The 15,951-nt window shown below is 72.0% G+C and carries 14 protein-coding genes, 1 pseudogene and 1 riboswitch; of the genes and pseudogenes, 9 read left to right on the top strand and 6 right to left on the bottom strand.

The annotated features are described in order from the left end of the window. Window positions 1–200: 200 nt before the first annotated feature. Window positions 201–989 carry a carbon-nitrogen hydrolase family protein gene (locus AC07C1_RS21010; RefSeq protein WP_478941029.1) on the top strand — a complete coding sequence of 263 codons (789 nt, stop codon included), beginning with the start codon at window positions 201–203 and terminating at the stop codon, window positions 987–989. A 51-nt stretch (window positions 990–1,040) separates the two neighbouring features. Then, window positions 1,041–2,738 (top strand): flavin monoamine oxidase family protein, encoded by a 1,698-nt coding sequence (locus AC07C1_RS21005; protein WP_478941028.1) that lies wholly within the window; start codon window positions 1,041–1,043, stop codon window positions 2,736–2,738. Window positions 2,739–2,772: 34 nt separating this feature from the next. On the opposite strand, the gene AC07C1_RS21000 is transcribed toward AC07C1_RS21005, so the two are convergent. Together AC07C1_RS21000 and AC07C1_RS20995 are read right to left on the bottom strand one after the other, a co-directional pair. Continuing rightward, complete coding sequence (locus AC07C1_RS21000; RefSeq protein WP_478941026.1) at window positions 2,773–3,705, bottom strand: LLM class F420-dependent oxidoreductase; 933 nt, start codon at window positions 3,703–3,705, stop codon at window positions 2,773–2,775. Window positions 3,706–3,799: 94 nt separating this feature from the next. Beyond that, window positions 3,800–4,486, bottom strand: coding sequence for a DUF5995 family protein (locus AC07C1_RS20995; protein WP_478941024.1), 687 nt, complete (start codon window positions 4,484–4,486; stop codon window positions 3,800–3,802). Here AC07C1_RS20995 and AC07C1_RS20990 point away from each other — a divergent pair. Beyond that, window positions 4,457–5,014: pseudogene (locus tag AC07C1_RS20990) on the top strand (glycoside hydrolase family 6 protein); the annotation flags it as partial. The gene AC07C1_RS20995 and the pseudogene AC07C1_RS20990 overlap by 30 nt on opposite strands. Here the strand turns inward: AC07C1_RS20990 and AC07C1_RS20985 are convergent. Then, entirely contained in the window at window positions 4,981–6,372 is a 1,392-nt protein-coding gene (locus AC07C1_RS20985) for a uracil-xanthine permease family protein (protein WP_478941022.1), read from the bottom strand. The pseudogene AC07C1_RS20990 and the gene AC07C1_RS20985 sit on opposite strands and share 34 nt — an antisense overlap. 131 nt (window positions 6,373–6,503) lie before the next feature. On the opposite strand from AC07C1_RS20985, the gene AC07C1_RS20980 reads away from it, so the two are divergent. Both AC07C1_RS20980 and AC07C1_RS20975 read left to right on the top strand, forming a co-directional pair. Further along, a complete protein-coding gene (locus tag AC07C1_RS20980) occupies window positions 6,504–7,760 on the top strand; it encodes an alginate lyase family protein (RefSeq protein WP_478941020.1) in 1,257 nt (418 codons plus the stop codon). Window positions 7,761–7,860: 100 nt separating this feature from the next. Further along, window positions 7,861–8,319, top strand: coding sequence for an acyl-CoA thioesterase (locus tag AC07C1_RS20975; protein ID WP_478941018.1), 459 nt, complete (start codon window positions 7,861–7,863; stop codon window positions 8,317–8,319). Here AC07C1_RS20975 and AC07C1_RS20970 read toward each other — a convergent pair. Next, complete coding sequence (locus tag AC07C1_RS20970) at window positions 8,279–9,493, bottom strand: MFS transporter (protein WP_478941017.1); 1,215 nt, start codon at window positions 9,491–9,493, stop codon at window positions 8,279–8,281. The genes AC07C1_RS20975 and AC07C1_RS20970 overlap by 41 nt on opposite strands. A gap of 177 nt (window positions 9,494–9,670) precedes the next feature. Between AC07C1_RS20970 and AC07C1_RS20965 the strand changes: the two genes are divergently transcribed. Then, window positions 9,671–11,044, top strand: coding sequence for an ROK family transcriptional regulator (locus AC07C1_RS20965; protein ID WP_478941015.1), 1,374 nt, complete (start codon window positions 9,671–9,673; stop codon window positions 11,042–11,044). 39 nt (window positions 11,045–11,083) lie between these two features. Here the strand turns inward: AC07C1_RS20965 and AC07C1_RS20960 are convergent, their stop codons facing one another. Then, window positions 11,084–11,836, bottom strand: coding sequence for an SDR family oxidoreductase (locus AC07C1_RS20960; RefSeq protein ID WP_478941013.1), 753 nt, complete (start codon window positions 11,834–11,836; stop codon window positions 11,084–11,086). Window positions 11,837–11,941: 105 nt separating this feature from the next. Then, on the bottom strand, window positions 11,942–12,829 hold the full coding sequence (locus AC07C1_RS20955; protein ID WP_478941011.1) for an RNA polymerase sigma-70 factor: 888 nt from the start codon (window positions 12,827–12,829) through the stop codon (window positions 11,942–11,944). Between the two features lie 282 nt (window positions 12,830–13,111). After that, window positions 13,112–13,242, top strand: a riboswitch (FMN riboswitch). Between the two features lie 155 nt (window positions 13,243–13,397). On the opposite strand from AC07C1_RS20955, the gene AC07C1_RS20950 reads away from it, so the two are divergent. Genes AC07C1_RS20950 through AC07C1_RS20940 form a run of 3 tightly spaced genes read left to right on the top strand, consistent with a single transcriptional unit; the run spans window position 13,398 to window position 15,951 of the window. Continuing rightward, window positions 13,398–14,003: a riboflavin synthase gene (locus tag AC07C1_RS20950; protein ID WP_478941009.1), complete on the top strand. Its 606-nt coding sequence runs from the start codon at window positions 13,398–13,400 to the stop codon at window positions 14,001–14,003. Then, window positions 14,000–14,641 (top strand): nicotinamide mononucleotide transporter family protein, encoded by a 642-nt coding sequence (locus AC07C1_RS20945; protein ID WP_478941007.1) that lies wholly within the window; start codon window positions 14,000–14,002, stop codon window positions 14,639–14,641. Before AC07C1_RS20950 ends, AC07C1_RS20945 begins: the two co-directional genes overlap by 4 nt. Then, window positions 14,638–15,951, top strand: coding sequence for a bifunctional 3,4-dihydroxy-2-butanone-4-phosphate synthase/GTP cyclohydrolase II (locus AC07C1_RS20940; protein ID WP_478941006.1), 1,314 nt, complete (start codon window positions 14,638–14,640; stop codon window positions 15,949–15,951). The genes AC07C1_RS20945 and AC07C1_RS20940 overlap by 4 nt, the downstream gene beginning before the upstream one ends.

Genomic DNA, 15,951 nt, shown 5'->3' with positions numbered 1-15,951 from the left:
CCGGCGGGAACCCCCGTGTGACCTGCGCCCCGGGCAGAACGGGCACCGCCCGCCCCCGCGCGCAACGAATCGCCGTAGGACGTCGGCCGCACGCAACGATCCGCGCACCGGCGCGCAACGGCTCCTGCTTGTCCGGCCGAGCGCGCCGACCGTACCTTTTTCATGGCCTCCGAAAACCCCCGTTCCGGTGAGGATCACGCATGCGCACCGCCCTGCTCCAGAGCTCCGGCCGCCCCGGCTCCGTCGCCGAGAACCTCAAGGTCCTCGACGAGGCCGCGGGCCGTGCCGCCGCCGCGGGCGCCGCGCTGCTGGCGGCACCGGAGATGTACCTCACCGGGTACGCGATCGGCGACGGCATCGCCCGCCTCGCCGAGCCCGCCGACGGTGACTCCGCCGACGCGATCGCCGAGATCGCCACCCGGCACGGGCTGGCCCTCGTCTACGGCTACCCGGAGCGGGACGGCGAGACCGTCTACAACTCCGCCCAGCTGATCTCCGCCGACGGCACCCGTCTCGCGAACTACCGCAAGACCCACCTCTTCGGCTGCGCCGAGCGCGACCACTTCACCCCCGGTGAGCAGTCGCTCGTCCAGGCCCGGCTGGGCGGCCTGACCGTCGGCATCATGATCTGCTACGACGTCGAGTTCCCGGAGAACGCCCGCGCCCACGCCCTGGCCGGCACCGACCTGCTCGTCGTGCCGACGGCGAACATGCACCCGTTCCAGTTCGTCGCCGAGTCCATGGTGCCGGTGCGTGCCTGGGAGAACCAGATGTACGTCGCGTACGTCAACCGGGTCGGCCCGGAGGGCGAGTTCGAGTTCTTCGGACTCTCCGCTCTGGCCGGGCCCGACGGGATCGCCCGCAGCCGCGCCGGCCGCGGCGAGGAGCTGATCGTCGCCGACGTCGACCCCGCCTTCCTCACCGCCTCCCGTGCGGCCAACCCGTACCTGAAGGACCGCCGCCCCGGTCTGTACGGGTCTCTCGTCTGAACCCCCCCGAGCCTTCCCCCGAACCACCCCCGCGCAAGGAGTCCGTACCCCATGACGTCCACGGTGCCCAACGCCGTCGAGCACACCGACGAGCAGCAGCCGCCGATCACCATGTTCGGCCCGGACTTCCCCTACGCCTACGACGACTTCCTCGCCCACCCGGCGGGCCTCGGCCAGATCCCCGCGACCGAGCACGGCACCGAGGTCGCGGTCATCGGCGGCGGCCTGTCCGGCATCGTGGCCGCCTACGAGCTGATGAAGATGGGCCTCAAGCCCGTCGTCTACGAGGCCGACCAGATCGGCGGCCGGCTGCGCACGGTCGGCTTCGAGGGCTGCGACGAGTCGCTGACCGCCGAGATGGGCGCGATGCGCTTCCCACCGTCCTCCACCGCCCTCCAGCACTACATCGACCTGGTCGGACTCGAGACGCGTCCCTTCCCGAACCCGCTGGCCGAGGCGACCCCGTCGACCGTCGTGGACCTCAAGGGCGAGTCGCACTACGCCGAGACGATCGGCGACCTGCCCCAGGTGTACCGGGACGTCGCCGAGGCCTGGAACAAGTGCCTCGAAGAGGGCGCCGACTTCTCCGACATGAACCGCGCCATGCGCGAGCGGGACGTGCCGCGCATCCGCGAGATCTGGGCGCAGCTCGTCGAGAAGCTCGACAACCAGACCTTCTACGGCTTCCTCTGCGACTCCGAGGCCTTCAAGTCCTTCCGGCACCGCGAGATCTTCGGCCAGGTCGGCTTCGGCACCGGCGGCTGGGACACCGACTTCCCGAACTCCATTCTGGAGATCCTGCGCGTCGTCTACACCGAGGCCGACGACCACCACCGCGGCATCGTCGGCGGCTCCCAGCAGTTGCCGCTGCGCCTGTGGGAGCGCGAGCCGGAGAAGATCGTCCACTGGCCGTACGGCACCTCGCTGAAGTCCCTGCACGTCGACGGCGAGCCCCGCCCGGCCGTCACCCGGCTGCACCGCACCGCGGGCAACCAGATCACCGTGACGGACGCGAACGGCGACATCCGCACCTACCAGGCGGCCATCTTCACCGCCCAGTCCTGGATGCTGCTGTCCAAGATCGCCTGCGACGACTCGCTCTTCCCGATCGACCACTGGACGGCGATCGAGCGCACCCACTACATGGAGTCCTCCAAGCTGTTCGTGCCCGTGGACCGGCCCTTCTGGCTGGACAAGGACGAGGAGACCGGCCGGGACGTCATGTCGATGACGCTCACCGATCGCATGACCCGCGGCACCTATCTGCTGGACGACGGCCCGGACAAGCCCGCCGTGATCTGCCTGTCGTACACCTGGTGCGACGACAGCCTGAAGTGGCTGCCGCTGTCCGCGAACGAGCGGATGGAGGTCATGCTGAAGTCGCTCGGCGAGATCTACCCCAAGGTCGACATCCGGAAGCACATCATCGGCAACCCGGTGACCGTCTCCTGGGAGAACGAGCCCTACTTCATGGGCGCCTTCAAGGCCAACCTGCCCGGCCACTACCGCTACCAGCGGCGCCTGTTCACGCACTTCATGCAGGACCGGCTGCCGGAGGACAAGCGGGGCATCTTCCTCGCCGGCGACGACATCTCCTGGACGGCGGGCTGGGCCGAGGGCGCGATCCAGACCGCGCTGAACGCGGTCTGGGGCGTCATGCACCACTTCGGCGGCGAGACCGACACGACGAACCCGGGCCCGGGCGACGTCTACGACGAGATCGCGCCGGTGGAGCTTCCCGAGGACTGACCGGGAGCAAGGACCAAGGCGTGGGCGGCCGGCCTCAGACTCCGGCCGCCCGCGCCTTTTCAAACACCTCGGACGCGATGTCCTTCAACTCCTCCGCGTCCCGCGCGATGCTCTGGAGGTCGACCATGATCTCGTCGAAGCCGATCTGCGCGTGCGCGATCAGGTCCTCGACGGTCTGGTCCACACTCGCCTGGAAGAGCCGCCGCCCGACGCCCGCGTCCGCCCTGGGCAGGCGGTAGCTGTTCACCCGCAGGACCGTCCGGATCGGTTCCGTGCGGCCCCGCTCCTCCGCCAGTTCCCGCAACTGGCGCCAGTGGGCCTCGATCAGCTCCGGTTTCCCGATGTTCACCGGCAGCCAGCCGTCGGCGTGGTCCACGAGCCGCCGCCAGGCCCGCCTGTTGCCCGCGGCGAGCATGATCGGGATCGGCCGGGCCGGCTTGGGCCCGACGACCGCGGGGGCGATCTTGCTGATCGGCCCGTCGTGGACGACCGGATCCGGCCCCCAGACCTTCCGGCACACCTCGATGACCTCGTCGAGCACCGCGCCGCGCTCCTCGAAGGGCCGGACGCCCGAGGCCGCGTACTCATCCAGGGACCAGCCCGTGCCGAAGCCCGCGATCACCCGGCCGCCGCTCGCCGCGTCCAGCGAGCCCAGGGCCTTGGCGAGCTGGAACGGCACGTGCAGCGGTGCCACCAGGACACTGGTGCCCAGCCGGACCCGCTCCGTGGCCGCCGCCGCCAGCGTGAGGGTGACCAGCGGGTCCGCCGTGTTCCGGTACTCACCGGGCCAGGCCATCCCCTCGATGCCGTACAGGCCCTGCGTGGCCGGCTCGGGGAAGAGGGCCCGCTCGAAGACCCACAGGCTGTCGTAGCCGATCTGTTCGGCCGTGCGTGCCACGTCGGGCACGTCCTTGCCGAGGGCGTACTGCTGCATCTGGGGAAGACTGAGCCCGAGCCTGGTCGCCATGCCGTTGCTCCTCTGTGATCGGATACGCGGCATCAACGTCTTGCGATCGTCTGCGGGTTCCGGAAGCCGTGCGGGGCGGCGGGATCAGGCCAGGTCAGTCGGCCAGCGGGGTCAGCAGCATCCGGCCGGCGAAGCCCACCGCCGCGTCCAGCCGCTCCGTGAACTCCTCGGCGACGTCCCCGAACCGGCGCAGCGTCCACAGCGCCCGGGCCGCCGCCCAGGTCGCGTCCCGGGCCCGCTCCAGGCTCCAGGAGCCCAGCAGGTGGGTGAGCGGATCGGCGATCTGGAGCAGATCGGGGCCCGGCATCAGATCCTCGCGGATGCGCTCCTCCAGCGAGACGAGGAGGTCGCCCACGCGGTCGAACTCGTCCTCCAGGTCGGCCGGTTCGCAGTCGAGCGTACGACAGGCGTCCACCACCGCGAGCGCCAGATCGTGTCCGATGTGCGCGTTGATGCCCGCCAGCGCGAACTGCAGCGGCCGTACTCCGGGATGGCGGCGCAGCTGGAACAGCGGCCGCCAGCAGGCGGGCGGACGGCGGTCCGCGGCCGCCGCGTCGACCGCCGTCAGATACCGCTCGGCGAACCGCACATCCAGCGCGACCGCGGCCCGCGGGTCGGTGAACCCCCCGCTGTCCAGGCGCCGGTCGACCTCCTCGGTGACGGCGAGGTAGACGCGGTTGAACACGGCGACCCCGTCCCGCTCGGGCAGGGCAGCGTCGAGCGCGCGCATCCGGGAGACGACCGCGTCGACGGGAGTGGTGAAGTGTTCCAACCGCGCCATGGGGGAAGGGTCCCAGCCCAAGGCCGGCCGGCGTGCCGACCGGCCCGGCGCTTCGCCGGAACGGGGGAACGCGCGGCGGTCGCGAGGAGGGGAGCGAACCCGAAGGCGCGGGTGTACTTCGACGCCGGCCACTCCGGCTGGAAGCCGCCCGACCGGCAGGCGGCCCTGCTCACAGAGGCGGGCGCCGCCTCCTTCGACGGCAGCTTCAGCGATGTCTCCCACTTCCGCACCGCGACGGACGAGATGGCCTACGACCGTCAGGTCCTCGACGCCCTCGGGGGCCCGGCGAGCCTCGGCGCGGTGATCGACACCAGCCGCGACGGCAACGGCGCCCCGCCGGACGGCCGGTGGTGCGACCCGGCCGTCCGGAGGATCGGGCGATCGCCGACGCTGACCACCGGTGAGGCCCGCGTCGACGCCTACCTGGGGGTGAAGCCGCCGGGAGAGTCCGACGGCTGCGAGGGCCCGGCCGGGATGTTCACCCCGTCGTACGCCTACGACTTGGCGCGCGGGGTCTCCTCGTCGTAGGCGGACGTGCCCTCGTCCAGCAGGGGCTCCTGCTCCTTCAGGTGCACCGGGGCGAAGGCGCGCAGCGCGTGGTAGCCGGTGATGACGACCAGCGTGCCGAGCGCGATGCCGCTGAGCGAGAAGGTGTCGGTGAACTTCATGGTGACGTTGCCGACGCCGACGATGATGCCCGCGGCGGCAGGCACCAGGTTCAGCGGGTTGCGCAGGTCCACCTCGGCGTTGAGCCAGATCTGGGCGCCGAGCAGGCCGATCATGCCGTAGAGGATGACGGTGATGCCGCCGAGGACACCGCCCGGTATCGCGGCCACGACCGCGCCGAACTTCGGACAGATGCCGAAGAGCAGGGCGAAGCCGGCGGCGGCCCAGTAGGCGGCGGTGGAGTAGACGCGGGTCGCGGCCATCACGCCGATGTTCTCGGAGTACGTGGTGTTCGGCGGGCCGCCGACGGCAGTCGACAGCACGGAGGCGACGCCGTCCGCCGAGATGGCCGTACCGAGTTGGTCGTCCAGCGGGGCGCCGGTCATCTCGCCGACCGCCTTGACGTGGCCCGCGTTCTCCGCGACCAGGGCGATGACGACCGGCAGTGCGACCAGGACCGCCGACCACTGGAAGGACGGCCCGTGGAAGGAGGGCAGGCCGATCCAGTCGGCCTTCGACACGCCGGAGAGGTCGAGGCGCCAGTAGTCGGTGACCTTGCCGCTCGGGCTCAGGGAGTGGATCTTGCCGAAGATCCGGTCGGAGGCCCAGGAGACGCCGTACCCGAAGACCAGGCCCAGGAAGATCGCGATACGCGACCAGAAGCCGCGCAGGCAGACCACGGCCAGACCCGTGAACAGCATGACCAGCAGCGCCGTCCACTGGTCCTGCGGCCAGTAGGTGGACGCGGTCACCGGGGCGAGGTTGAAGCCGATCAGCATGACCACCGCGCCGGTGACGATCGGCGGCATCGCGGCATGGATGATCCGCGCACCGAAGCGCTGCACCGCGAGTCCCGCCAGGAACAGCACGGCACCGACGACCAGCACCGCGCCGGTCACGGTCGCGCTCGTACCCCCCTGCGCGCGGATGACGGCGGCCACGCCGACGAACGACAGGGAGCAGCCCAGGTAGCTCGGCACCCGGCCGCGGGTGGCGAGCAGGAAGATCACGGTCGCCACGCCCGACATCATGATCGCCAGGTTGGGGTCCAGGCCCATGAGCACGGGCGCCACGAAGGAGGCGCCGAACATTGCGACCACGTGCTGGGCGCCCAGGCCCACGGTACGGGGCCAGGAGAGCCGTTCGTCGGGGCGTACCACCGCTCCGGGCGCGGGCGTGCGCCCGTCACCGTGCAGCTGCCAGCGCACGCCGAGGTCCATGGTGGGGTTTCGCTTTCTCTGTACGTGAAGACGGTCCGGACCATTGTCAGCGATATCTGGCGGCTCTACGCTCACATGGCCCAGCATGTGAACTACGTTCGCGTATGTGACCAAGTCGATCGGGGTGCCTGATGAGTGGAAGATTCCGTGCGGCCGTGCTGCCGGCCGCGGTGGTGATTGTGGGAGCCGTGCTCGTTCCCTCCGCCCACGCGGTAACCGGAGCCCCCCGGACGGCCGTCCTCGACGGGGCCCGCCTCCAGCAGACCCGGGCCCGTCTGGACCGCGACCCCCGACTGCGGCGCGTACTCGGCGACTTGACCACTCGCGCCGACGCCTGGCTGGATCAGGGCCCCTGGACGGTCGCCGACAAGCCGAAGCCCGCACCCGGCGGCGACGTCCACGACTACCTGAGCCAGGCCCCCTACTGGTGGCCCACGACCACCCCCACCACCGACAACCCCTGGGGCTGCCCGTACGTCCAGCGCGACGGCCGGCGCAACCCGGAGGTCGACAGCGGGACGGACCGCCAGGACGCCGAGAAGGTCTTCGACTCCGCCTACGACCTCTCGCTCGCCTGGTACTACACGGGCAGGCGGAGCTACGCCGAGAAGGCCGGGCAGATCCTGCGCACCTGGTTCCTGGAACCGGCCACCCGGATGAACCCGAACCTGGACCACGCCCAGTTCATCCCCTGCAGGTACGACGGCCGGGCCATCGGCATCATCGACTTCTCGCAGTCGTACACCAGCGTCCTGGACGCCCAGGCGATCCTCGCCACCGGCGCACCCGGCTGGACCGCCAAGGACCGCACCGCCATGGGCAAATGGAACACCGACTTCCTCGGCTGGCTGAGGAACAGCGACTTCGGCAGGCAGGAGGGCGCCGCCGCCAACAACCACGGCACCTTCTACGACCTGCAGCTGGCCGCCCTCGCCTACGCCACCGGCGACACCGCTCTCGCCCGGCGGACCGTGCTGGACGCGCGCGGCAAGCGGATCGACCCGCAGATCGCGGCCGACGGCAGTCAGCCGCAGGAGCTGGCCCGCACCCGCAGCTGGCACTACTCGACCTTCGACCTGGTCGCCTACACCCGGCTCGCGGCCATCGGCCGGCATGTGGGCGTGAACCTGTGGGCGTATCGGGGGCCGGACGGGCAGAGCGTGTCCAAGGCGGTCGAGTATCTGCTGCCGGCCGCGACCGGCGCCGCCGCCTGGCCGCACCCGGAGCTGGAGTTCCACCGCTACGCGGCGAGTGACGTCGTGCACGCGGCCGCGGACGCCGGGGACGCCGCGGCGCGGGCGGCCGTGCCGAAGCTCCAGGCGCTGCCCGGGGGAGACCTGTGGGCGCTGCGGCCCGCGGCCGAGCAGCTGGACTCGATAGCGGGCTGACCAGCTGCCTTGTCGGCCGAGGCTGCTGAGCGGTCGCTTAGTATGGGGTGTGCCCGGGGGGTGTGCCCGCCCCGTTGCCCATCGTTCAGGAGCCCGTCCCGTGACCGCCGAAGCCCCGATCGCCCCTGCCGTCACCCACGGCCGGCTGATCCCCGTCACCGTCCACTTCGACGACCTCGACGCGCTCGGGCTCCTCCACAACGCCCGCTACCCGCTGATGGTCGAGCGCGCCTGGACCGAGCTGTGGAGCGAGCACGGTGTCCGCTTCGACGGCGACTGGGCGGCGGCCGGCGACGCCTGCAACGCCGTCAAGGAACTGCGCATCACCTACCAGGCGCCGGTGACCCGGCCCGGCGCCTACGCCGTCCACCTGTGGCTGGAGCGGCTGGGCACCACCGGCCTGACCTACGGCTTCCGCTTCTGCTCGGCCGACGGGACGCGGACCTACGCCCAGGGCACCCGGGTACTGGTCCGGCTGGACGCGACGACCCTGCGCCCCGCGCCCTGGACCGACGGCTTCAGGGCCGCGGGCCGGGAACTGCTGCGGCCCGCGGACTGATCTCCTTGCGGCCACCGCGTTCGGCGGTGCGCAGCACGCCCGCGAACACCGCGAGCCCGAACGCCAGCGCCGTCACCACGCAGAAGGACACCGTCAGGCTGGTCGCCTGCGCCACCCCGCCGATCAGACTCGGCGCGATCAGCCCCGAGGTGTAGGTGATGGTCGCCACGCCCGCGATGGCCTGGCTCGGATTCGGCCCGGCGTGCCCGGCCGCCGCGAAGCACAGCGGTACCACCACGGCGATGCCGAGGCCCATCAGTGCGAACCCGCCCATCGCCACGGCCGGGTGCCCGGCGAGGACGACCAGCAGCCCGCCCAGCACGGCCAGGACTCCACCGGCCCGGACCGTGCGGACCGCGCCGAAGCGGTTGACCACCGCGTCCCCGGCGATACGGGCCACGGCCATCGTCAGCATGAAGCCGGTCGTCGAGGCCGCCGCCAGGCCGGCCGAGCTGTCCAGCCGGTCCCGCAGGAACACGGCCGACCAGTCCAGGCTCGCGCCCTCCGCGAAGACCGCGCAGAAGCCGACGGTGCCGATCAGCAGCGCGGAGCGGGGCGGGAGGGCGAAGCGCGGGGGCGGCTCCTCGTCCTCGGCGGGCTGGACATCGAGCACCCAGGTGCAGGCCAGCAGTCCCAGGAGGGTGAGGGTGACCGCGGCGAGCGCGTGGTGCAGGCGGGCGTCCGAGCCGAGGTGCGCGGCGAGCGTGCCCGCCGCCGAGCCGATGAGCGCGCCCGCACTCCACATGCCGTGCAGGCCCGACATGATCGACTTCTCGAGCCGCCGTTCGATCTCGACGCCCAGCGCGTTCATCGCGACGTCCGCCATGCCGGAGGTGGCGCCGTAGGTGAACATCGCCAGGCACAGGGTGTACAGGTTCGGCGCGAGGGACGGCAGGACCAGCGACAGGGTCCACAGCGCGAGCAGCCCCCGCAGGGCCGTACGACTGCCGAAACGGTGACTGATCCGGCCCGCCAGCGGCATCGCGCAGGAGGCGCCGAACGCCGTGAAGGCCAGCGCGAACCCCAACTGGCCCGCGCTCAGCGAGGCGTGGTCCTGGATCCACGGCACGCGGGTCGCGAAGGAGCCGGTCACGGCGCCGTGCACGGCGAACACGGCCGCCACGGCGTACCGGGCGCGCCTCACCTCGTCGCGGGCACCGCCCACGTCACTCATGTTCCCGCCCCTTCCCGGGAGATTCCCGGACACGACCCCCGCTGCATGCGCGTAAACTATCAGGGACCCTGCCTGATAGATAGGCGGTTTTTCCGGCCCAGCGCCCTGGGTCGGTGCCCTCGTTGGCCTCTCGGCCCACGGCCGGCGCGGTCGCAGCGATCTGGGAGGATTCCCGTCATGCCCGCATCACCCAGCACCGCCCGGGCCATCAACGACCGGCTGGCCCTGCGGCTGTTGCAGCAGGAAGGCCCGCTCACGGCAGGCCAGTTGAAGCAGCTGACGGGACTGTCCCGGCCGACGGTCGCCGACCTCGTCGAACGGCTGACGTCCTCCGGACTGATCACGGTGGTCGGCGAGTCCGGCGAACAGCGCCGGGGTCCGAACGCCCGGCTGTACGGCATCGTCGCCGGCCGCGCCCACCTCGCCGCCCTCGACGTCCGTACCGAAGGCCTCTTCGTGCTCGTCTCCGACCTGGTCGGCCGGGTGCTCGCCGAGGCGTCGGTGCCGATCGGCGGTGACGCGGGGACCGGGCCGGCCGTGGATCGGGCGGTGGCCGCGGTGGAGCGGACCGCGAAGGAGGCCGGGGCGGACCGGCTGCACACCGTCGGTATCGGTGCCCCCGGCCTCGTCGACCCGGCCACCGGCGACCTGCGGGACTCCGCCGGACTGCCCGCCTGGCACCGCAGCCTGGCCGCCGCCCTGCAGGAACGGCTGCCCGGGGCCCGGGTCACCGTGGAGAACGAGACCAACCTGGCCGCCCTGGCCGAACAGCGCGAGGGTGCCGCCCGGGACCGGAACACCTTCGTCCTGCTCTGGCTCGGCCACGGCGTCGGCGCCGCGGTCGTCCTCGACGGCAGACTCCGTCGCGGCGCCTCGGGCGGCACGGGCGAGATCGGCTTCCTGCCGGTCCCGGGAACCGGCGCACTGCCCTCGGCGAGAGACTGCGACGGCGGCTTCCACTCGCTGGCCGGGGCGGCGGCGGTCTGTGCACTGGCCCGGGAGTTCGGGCTACCGGTCGACAGGATGACCGACGGGCCGGGCGCCGCGACGGTGGTACGGGATGCGGTGGCCGCGGTGGTCGGGGATCCCGAGCGGCTCGGCGGGACAGCGGGCAGCGGTGCGGGGGGTGTGAACGGCTCGCGGCGCCTGGACGCGGTCGCCGGTGCGGGCCGGCCCGCCGCCGGGTCCCCCGAGCCGGCGACCGCCGACGCGACCCTCGCCGCCCGCTTCGTCGACGCCCTCGCCGACCGGATCGCCGTCGGTGTCGCTTCCGTAGTCGCCGTCCTGGATCCGGGGTGCGTGGTGCTGGGCGGGGAGGTGGGGCAGGCCGGGGGAGCGGTGCTCGCGCGGTTGGTCGAGGAGCGGCTGCGTGGTATGTCCCCGCTGCCCACCGAGGTGCGGGCCGGCAGCCTCGGCGGTACCGCCGTACTGCGCGGAGCCTTGCTGACGGCCCGGGAGCGGGCACAGGACGAACTCTTCGCCCCGCCGGAGAGCCGGGCCGCGGCTCGTTGTCGGCCGAAGGCGGGACATCAGGGGCATTCGGAGTCGTAGCGCGTGCGCCTCCGGGCGTGGTGTGCCGCCCGGGGCGCCTCAGTCCCGCCCGCCCCCGAACCGCTGCTCCAGGTACTCCTCGAAGGTCACCTTTCCGACCGCCTGCCCGGCAGCCAGATGGCCGCCCGCCCGGAAGGCGCGGTAGGTCCTCCCGAACAGCGGCACGCCGACCACCGCGCGGCGCCGGCCCGTCGCCCGGAGATAGGCGCGGGCCAGCGAGTCGAACGACCGTACTTCCGGGCCGCCCATGTCCGGCACCCGCCCCGCCGGTGCCGCGAGGGCCAACTCGGCCAGCCGGTCGGCGACCTCGGCCACCTCCACCGGCTGGTCCGGCACTCCCGCCGGGAGCAGCACGACCGGCGGCTTGGCCAGCGCCTGGAACAGCGTCACCAGCAGGTCGTGGAACTGCGTCGCCCGCAGCACGGTCCAGCCGAGCCCCGACTCCTCGATCCGCCGCTCCACCGCGAGCTTGCTCTTGTAGTAGCCCAACGGCACCCCGTCGACGCCGACGATGGAGATGTACACGAGGTGGCCCACCCCGGCCCGCCGGGCCGCCGCGATCAGATGGTCCGCCGCCTGCTCGTCCCCGCCCCGCGGACTGCTCGCGCAGTGCACGACCGTGTCCACGCCCTCGAGGGCCGCCCCGAGACCTGGCCCGCCCACGCGCAGGTCGACGGCGTACGGCTGTGTGTGCCGGCTGAGCACCCGCACCTCGTGCCCGTCCGACCGCAGCCGCTCCGTGACGTGTCGGCCGAGCGTGCCGGTCCCGCCGGTCACCAGGATCGTGGTCATGCTGTTCTCCGTTCCGCGGGGCAGTGGGGCGCCCCGGCCGGAACGCCCTTCGTCAGCTGAGACCGGACAGCCCCCCGGAAATGTGACAGCCCTGCCAGACGTCTTTCACGGCCGGGCGAGCTGCCGTCGTACGAAGTCCAGCTTCTCCGGGTTCACCACGCACCGCAGGTCTGCGATCAACCCGTCCCGCAGCTCGAAGGCGACGACCCCCAGCAGCGTGTCGCCCGCCCACCCGGCCAGCGCGCTCGCCCCGTTCACCTCCGCGACCGTGAAGTCCAGGCCCGCCGTGAACCGCCGCGCGCCGCCCACCAGGAAGCGCACCACCTTGTCCCGGCCCTCGATCGGCCGCAGGGCCGCCGAGACCTTGCCGCCGCCGTCGCCCCACCAGGTCACGTCGGCCGCCAGCAGCTTCTCGAGACCGGCCAGGTCGCCCTCCCTGGCGGCTGTGATGAACGACGTGACCAGTTCCTCCCGCCGCTCCGGGGCCGGGTCGAACCGCCCCTGGCGCACGGCCACCCGAGCCGCCGCCCGCCGGTACAGCTGACGGCAGTTGGCCTCGCTCAGCTCCAGCACGTCCGCGATCTCCCGGTGGCCGTAGCCGAACGCCTCGCGCAGCACGAACACCGCCCGCTCGGCCGGCGTCAGCCGCTCCAGCAGAACCAGCATCGCCAGGGACACCTGGTCCCGCCGCTCGGCCGACTCCAGCGGTCCGAGCGTGCCGTCGGAGGTGACCACCGGCTCCGGCAGCCAGGTCCCGACGTACTGCTCGCGCCGCGCCCGGGCCGAGGTCAGCCGGGTCAGACAGAGATTGGTGACGGTCCTGGCGAGCCAGGCACCCAGGTGTTCGATGTCCGCCCGGTGGGCGCCGCTGAACCGCAGATACGCGTCCTGTACCGCGTCCTCGGCCTCCTGCGCGGAGCCGAGCAGGCGATAGGCCAGGCCGTACAGCCGGGAACGGTGGGACTCGAACTCGTCAGCGGGCGGCGGCGTCATGCCGCTCACCCTGTCAGAGGGTCGGCGACGTGGGGCACAGCCCCCTGGAGGCCCGGCGGCGGGCAAGGGCCGTCGTCACCGCCGCCGGGCCCGCCCGCACCCTAAAAGGACTAGACCAGCATGGTCAATGGGTCCGGACCAAGGTCAACGCTCGTCCCGAGGAAGGCAGTTGACGGGCGCCGCTTCGAGGCGCGAGCCCAGCGACACGCAGTGTGAGCGAGCCCACACCCTTCCCCTGTCGGGGCGAGCGCAGGGCGTGGCACACTGGCCCTGTACCAGAAGCAGCGCACTCCGGGGTCGGTGAAAGTCCGAACCGGCGGTTACAGTCCGCGACCCGGTCGCTTCCAGCGGCCGGTTGACCAGGTGAAATTCCTGGACCGACGGTTAAAGTCCGGATGGGAGGCAGTGCGCGGCGGGCGGGCATACACCTATGCGCGCCGCCGAGTCTGGACTCGTCCGTACGCGGACAGATCCCTCTCGGCGTCGTCCTCGGTGTGCTCACCCGTACATTCTGTCGTCATCGACAGGCCCCGGAGTCCGTGCCCGAAGAGGCAGGAGGACCCGGGAAGTGTTCACCGGAATCGTCGAAGAGCTGGGTGAGGTCACCGCCGTCGAGAATCTCGGCGACGCCTCCCGCTTCCGGCTCCGCGGCCCCGTCGTGACCGAGGGTGCGCAGCACGGCGACTCCATCGCCGTGAACGGGGTCTGTCTCACCGTGGTCGACCACGAGGGCGACGAGTTCACCGCCGACGTCATGGCCGAGACGCTGAACCGCTCCAGCCTGGGCGCGCTCGCCGTCGGCTCCCGCGTCAACCTGGAGCGCCCCACCGCCGTGGGCGCGCGCCTCGGCGGGCACATCGTGCAGGGTCACGTCGACGGCACCGGACAGGTGCTGGAGCGCAAGCCGTCCGAGAACTGGGAGATCGTCAGGATCTCGCTCCCCGCGGACCTCGCCCGCTACGTCGTGGAGAAGGGCTCCATCACGGTCGACGGCATCAGCCTCACCGTCGTCGAGGCCGGCCCGGACCACTTCACCGTCAGCCTCATCCCGACCACCCTCGCCCTGACCACGCTCGGCCACAAGCAGCCCGGCGACCCGGTCAACCTCGAGGTCGACGTCATCGCCAAGTACGTGGAGCGGCTGCTCGCGGCCGGTCAGGGGGCCGGCCGGTGAACTGGCTGAACTCCGAGGCGTTCACCCTCTTCGGCCAGCACATCATCTGGTCGGACATGGCCGGCAACATCCTGGGCCTGATCACCCTCGCCCTCGGCTGGCGCCGCTCCCTGTGGACCTGGCCCGTGCAGTTCCTGTCCGGCCTCGTCCTCTTCGCCGCCTTCTACGGCCACCTGACCGGCAGCGCCGGCAAGCAGGCCGTCGTCATGGCCGTCGCGCTGTACGGCTGGTGGCAGTGGCAGCGCGACAAGGACCGCTCCGCGGACGGCCACATCGTTCCCCGCTTCGCCACCTGGCGCGAGCGCGCGGCGATGCTCGGCGCGGCCGCCGCCGGCACGGTCGCGGTGGCCCTGCTCTTCAAGGCCTACCCGACCCTCTCCTGGGACCCCTGGCCCGACGCCTACATCTTCGTCGGCACCATCGTCGCCATGTACGCCCAGGCCAAGGGCATGGTCGAGTTCTGGTTCGCCTGGCTGCTCGTCGACCTCGTCGGCGTGCCCCTCAACTTCGCCAACGGCTATGCCTTCTCCGGTTTCGTCTACGTCATCTACGGCGCACTCGTCCTGTGGGGCATGCGCGACTGGTGGCTGCGCTCCCGCAGGGGCCCGCAGCCCGTCCTGGAAGGAGCGCCGGCATGACATCGGCACCGCCGCTGTACGACACGGACGACATCGAGAACTTCGGGCTCGACCCCGTTGAGCAGGCCATCGCCGACATCGCCGCCGGCCGCCCGGTCGTGGTCGTCGACGATGAGGACCGGGAGAACGAGGGCGACCTCGTCATCGCCGCCGAGAAGGCGACCCCCGAGATCGTCGCGTTCATGATGAGCGAGTGCCGGGGCCTGATCTGCGCTCCCATGGAGGGCGAGGAGCTGGACCGGCTCCGGCTGCCGCAGATGGTCGACGACAACACCGAGTCGATGAAAACCGCGTTCACCGTCTCGGTGGACGCCTCGGCCGCTCACGGCGTGAGCACCGGCATCTCGGCCGCCGACCGCGCCACCACGCTCCAGCTCCTGGCCGGCGGCGTGGCCGAGCACACCGACTTCGTGCGCCCCGGCCACATCTTCCCGCTGCGCGCCAAGCCCGGCGGCGTCCTGGTCCGCAACGGCCACACCGAGGCCGCCGTCGACCTGGCCCGGCTCGCGGGCCTCCGCCCGGCCGGCGCCATCGTGGAGATCGCGGGCGAGGACGGCCGCATGCTCCGGCTGCCCGAGCTGGTCCCGTTCGCCCGCAAGCACGGCCTGACGATCATCTCCATCGAGGACCTGATCGCCTATCGCCGCGGCAGCGAGCCCACCGTCCGCCGCGAGGCCGAGACCCGCCTCCCCACCGCCCACGGCACCTTCACCGCCTACGGCTACCGGTCCACCGTCGACGGCGTCGAGCACGTCGCCCTCGTCCACGGCGAGATCGGCGACGGCGCGGACGTCCTGGTCCGAGTCCACTCCGAATGCCTCACCGGCGATGTCTTCGGATCCCTGCGCTGCGACTGCGGGCCCCAGCTGGACACCGCGCTGAAGCGCATCCAGGAGGAAGGCCGGGGCGTCGTCGTCTACCTGCGCGGACACGAGGGGCGCGGTATCGGCCTGCTGTCCAAACTGCGCGCCTACGAGCTGCAGGAGCAGGGCCGCGACACCCTCGACGCCAACCTCGAACTCGGTCTGCCCGCCGACGCCCGCGACTACGGCGCCGGGGCCCGCATCCTCGCCGACCTCGGCGTCCGCAGCGTGCGGCTCATGACCAACAATCCCGACAAGACCGACGCGCTGCTGCGTCACGGCCTGCAGAACACCGGCCGCGTGCCGATGCCGGTCCAGGCCGGTGAGCACAACCTCCGGTACCTGCGCGCCAAGCGGGACCGGATGGGGCACGACCTGCCCTGGCTGGAGACGCCCGCCGTGGCGTCCTCCGCGGCCGCGTCGGCGGCCACCTGTGGCAACCAGTAA

The sequence above is a fragment of the Streptomyces sp. NPDC045022 genome (genome assembly GCF_056432605.1).
This window is presented reverse-complemented; position numbering and strand designations above follow the sequence as displayed.

What these genes read in the sequence shown, in the direction of transcription:
- AC07C1_RS20960 (WP_478941013.1), bottom strand. Translation starts at nt 11,836, where the DNA reads ATGACCACGATCCTGGTGACCGGCGGGACCGGCACGCTCGGCCGACAC.
- AC07C1_RS20955 (WP_478941011.1), bottom strand. Translation starts at nt 12,829, where the DNA reads ATGACGCCGCCGCCCGCTGACGAGTTCGAGTCCCACCGTTCCCGGCTG.
- AC07C1_RS20970 (WP_478941017.1), bottom strand. Translation starts at nt 9,493, where the DNA reads ATGAGTGACGTGGGCGGTGCCCGCGACGAGGTGAGGCGCGCCCGGTAC.
- AC07C1_RS20995 (WP_478941024.1), bottom strand. Translation starts at nt 4,486, where the DNA reads ATGGCGCGGTTGGAACACTTCACCACTCCCGTCGACGCGGTCGTCTCC.
- AC07C1_RS21000 (WP_478941026.1), bottom strand. Translation starts at nt 3,705, where the DNA reads ATGGCGACCAGGCTCGGGCTCAGTCTTCCCCAGATGCAGCAGTACGCC.
- AC07C1_RS20985 (WP_478941022.1), bottom strand. Translation starts at nt 6,372, where the DNA reads ATGGACCTCGGCGTGCGCTGGCAGCTGCACGGTGACGGGCGCACGCCC.
- AC07C1_RS20965 (WP_478941015.1), top strand. Translation starts at nt 9,671, where the DNA reads ATGCCCGCATCACCCAGCACCGCCCGGGCCATCAACGACCGGCTGGCC.
- AC07C1_RS21005 (WP_478941028.1), top strand. Translation starts at nt 1,041, where the DNA reads ATGACGTCCACGGTGCCCAACGCCGTCGAGCACACCGACGAGCAGCAG.
- AC07C1_RS20980 (WP_478941020.1), top strand. Translation starts at nt 6,504, where the DNA reads ATGAGTGGAAGATTCCGTGCGGCCGTGCTGCCGGCCGCGGTGGTGATT.
- AC07C1_RS21010 (WP_478941029.1), top strand. Translation starts at nt 201, where the DNA reads ATGCGCACCGCCCTGCTCCAGAGCTCCGGCCGCCCCGGCTCCGTCGCC.
- AC07C1_RS20940 (WP_478941006.1), top strand. Translation starts at nt 14,638, where the DNA reads ATGACATCGGCACCGCCGCTGTACGACACGGACGACATCGAGAACTTC.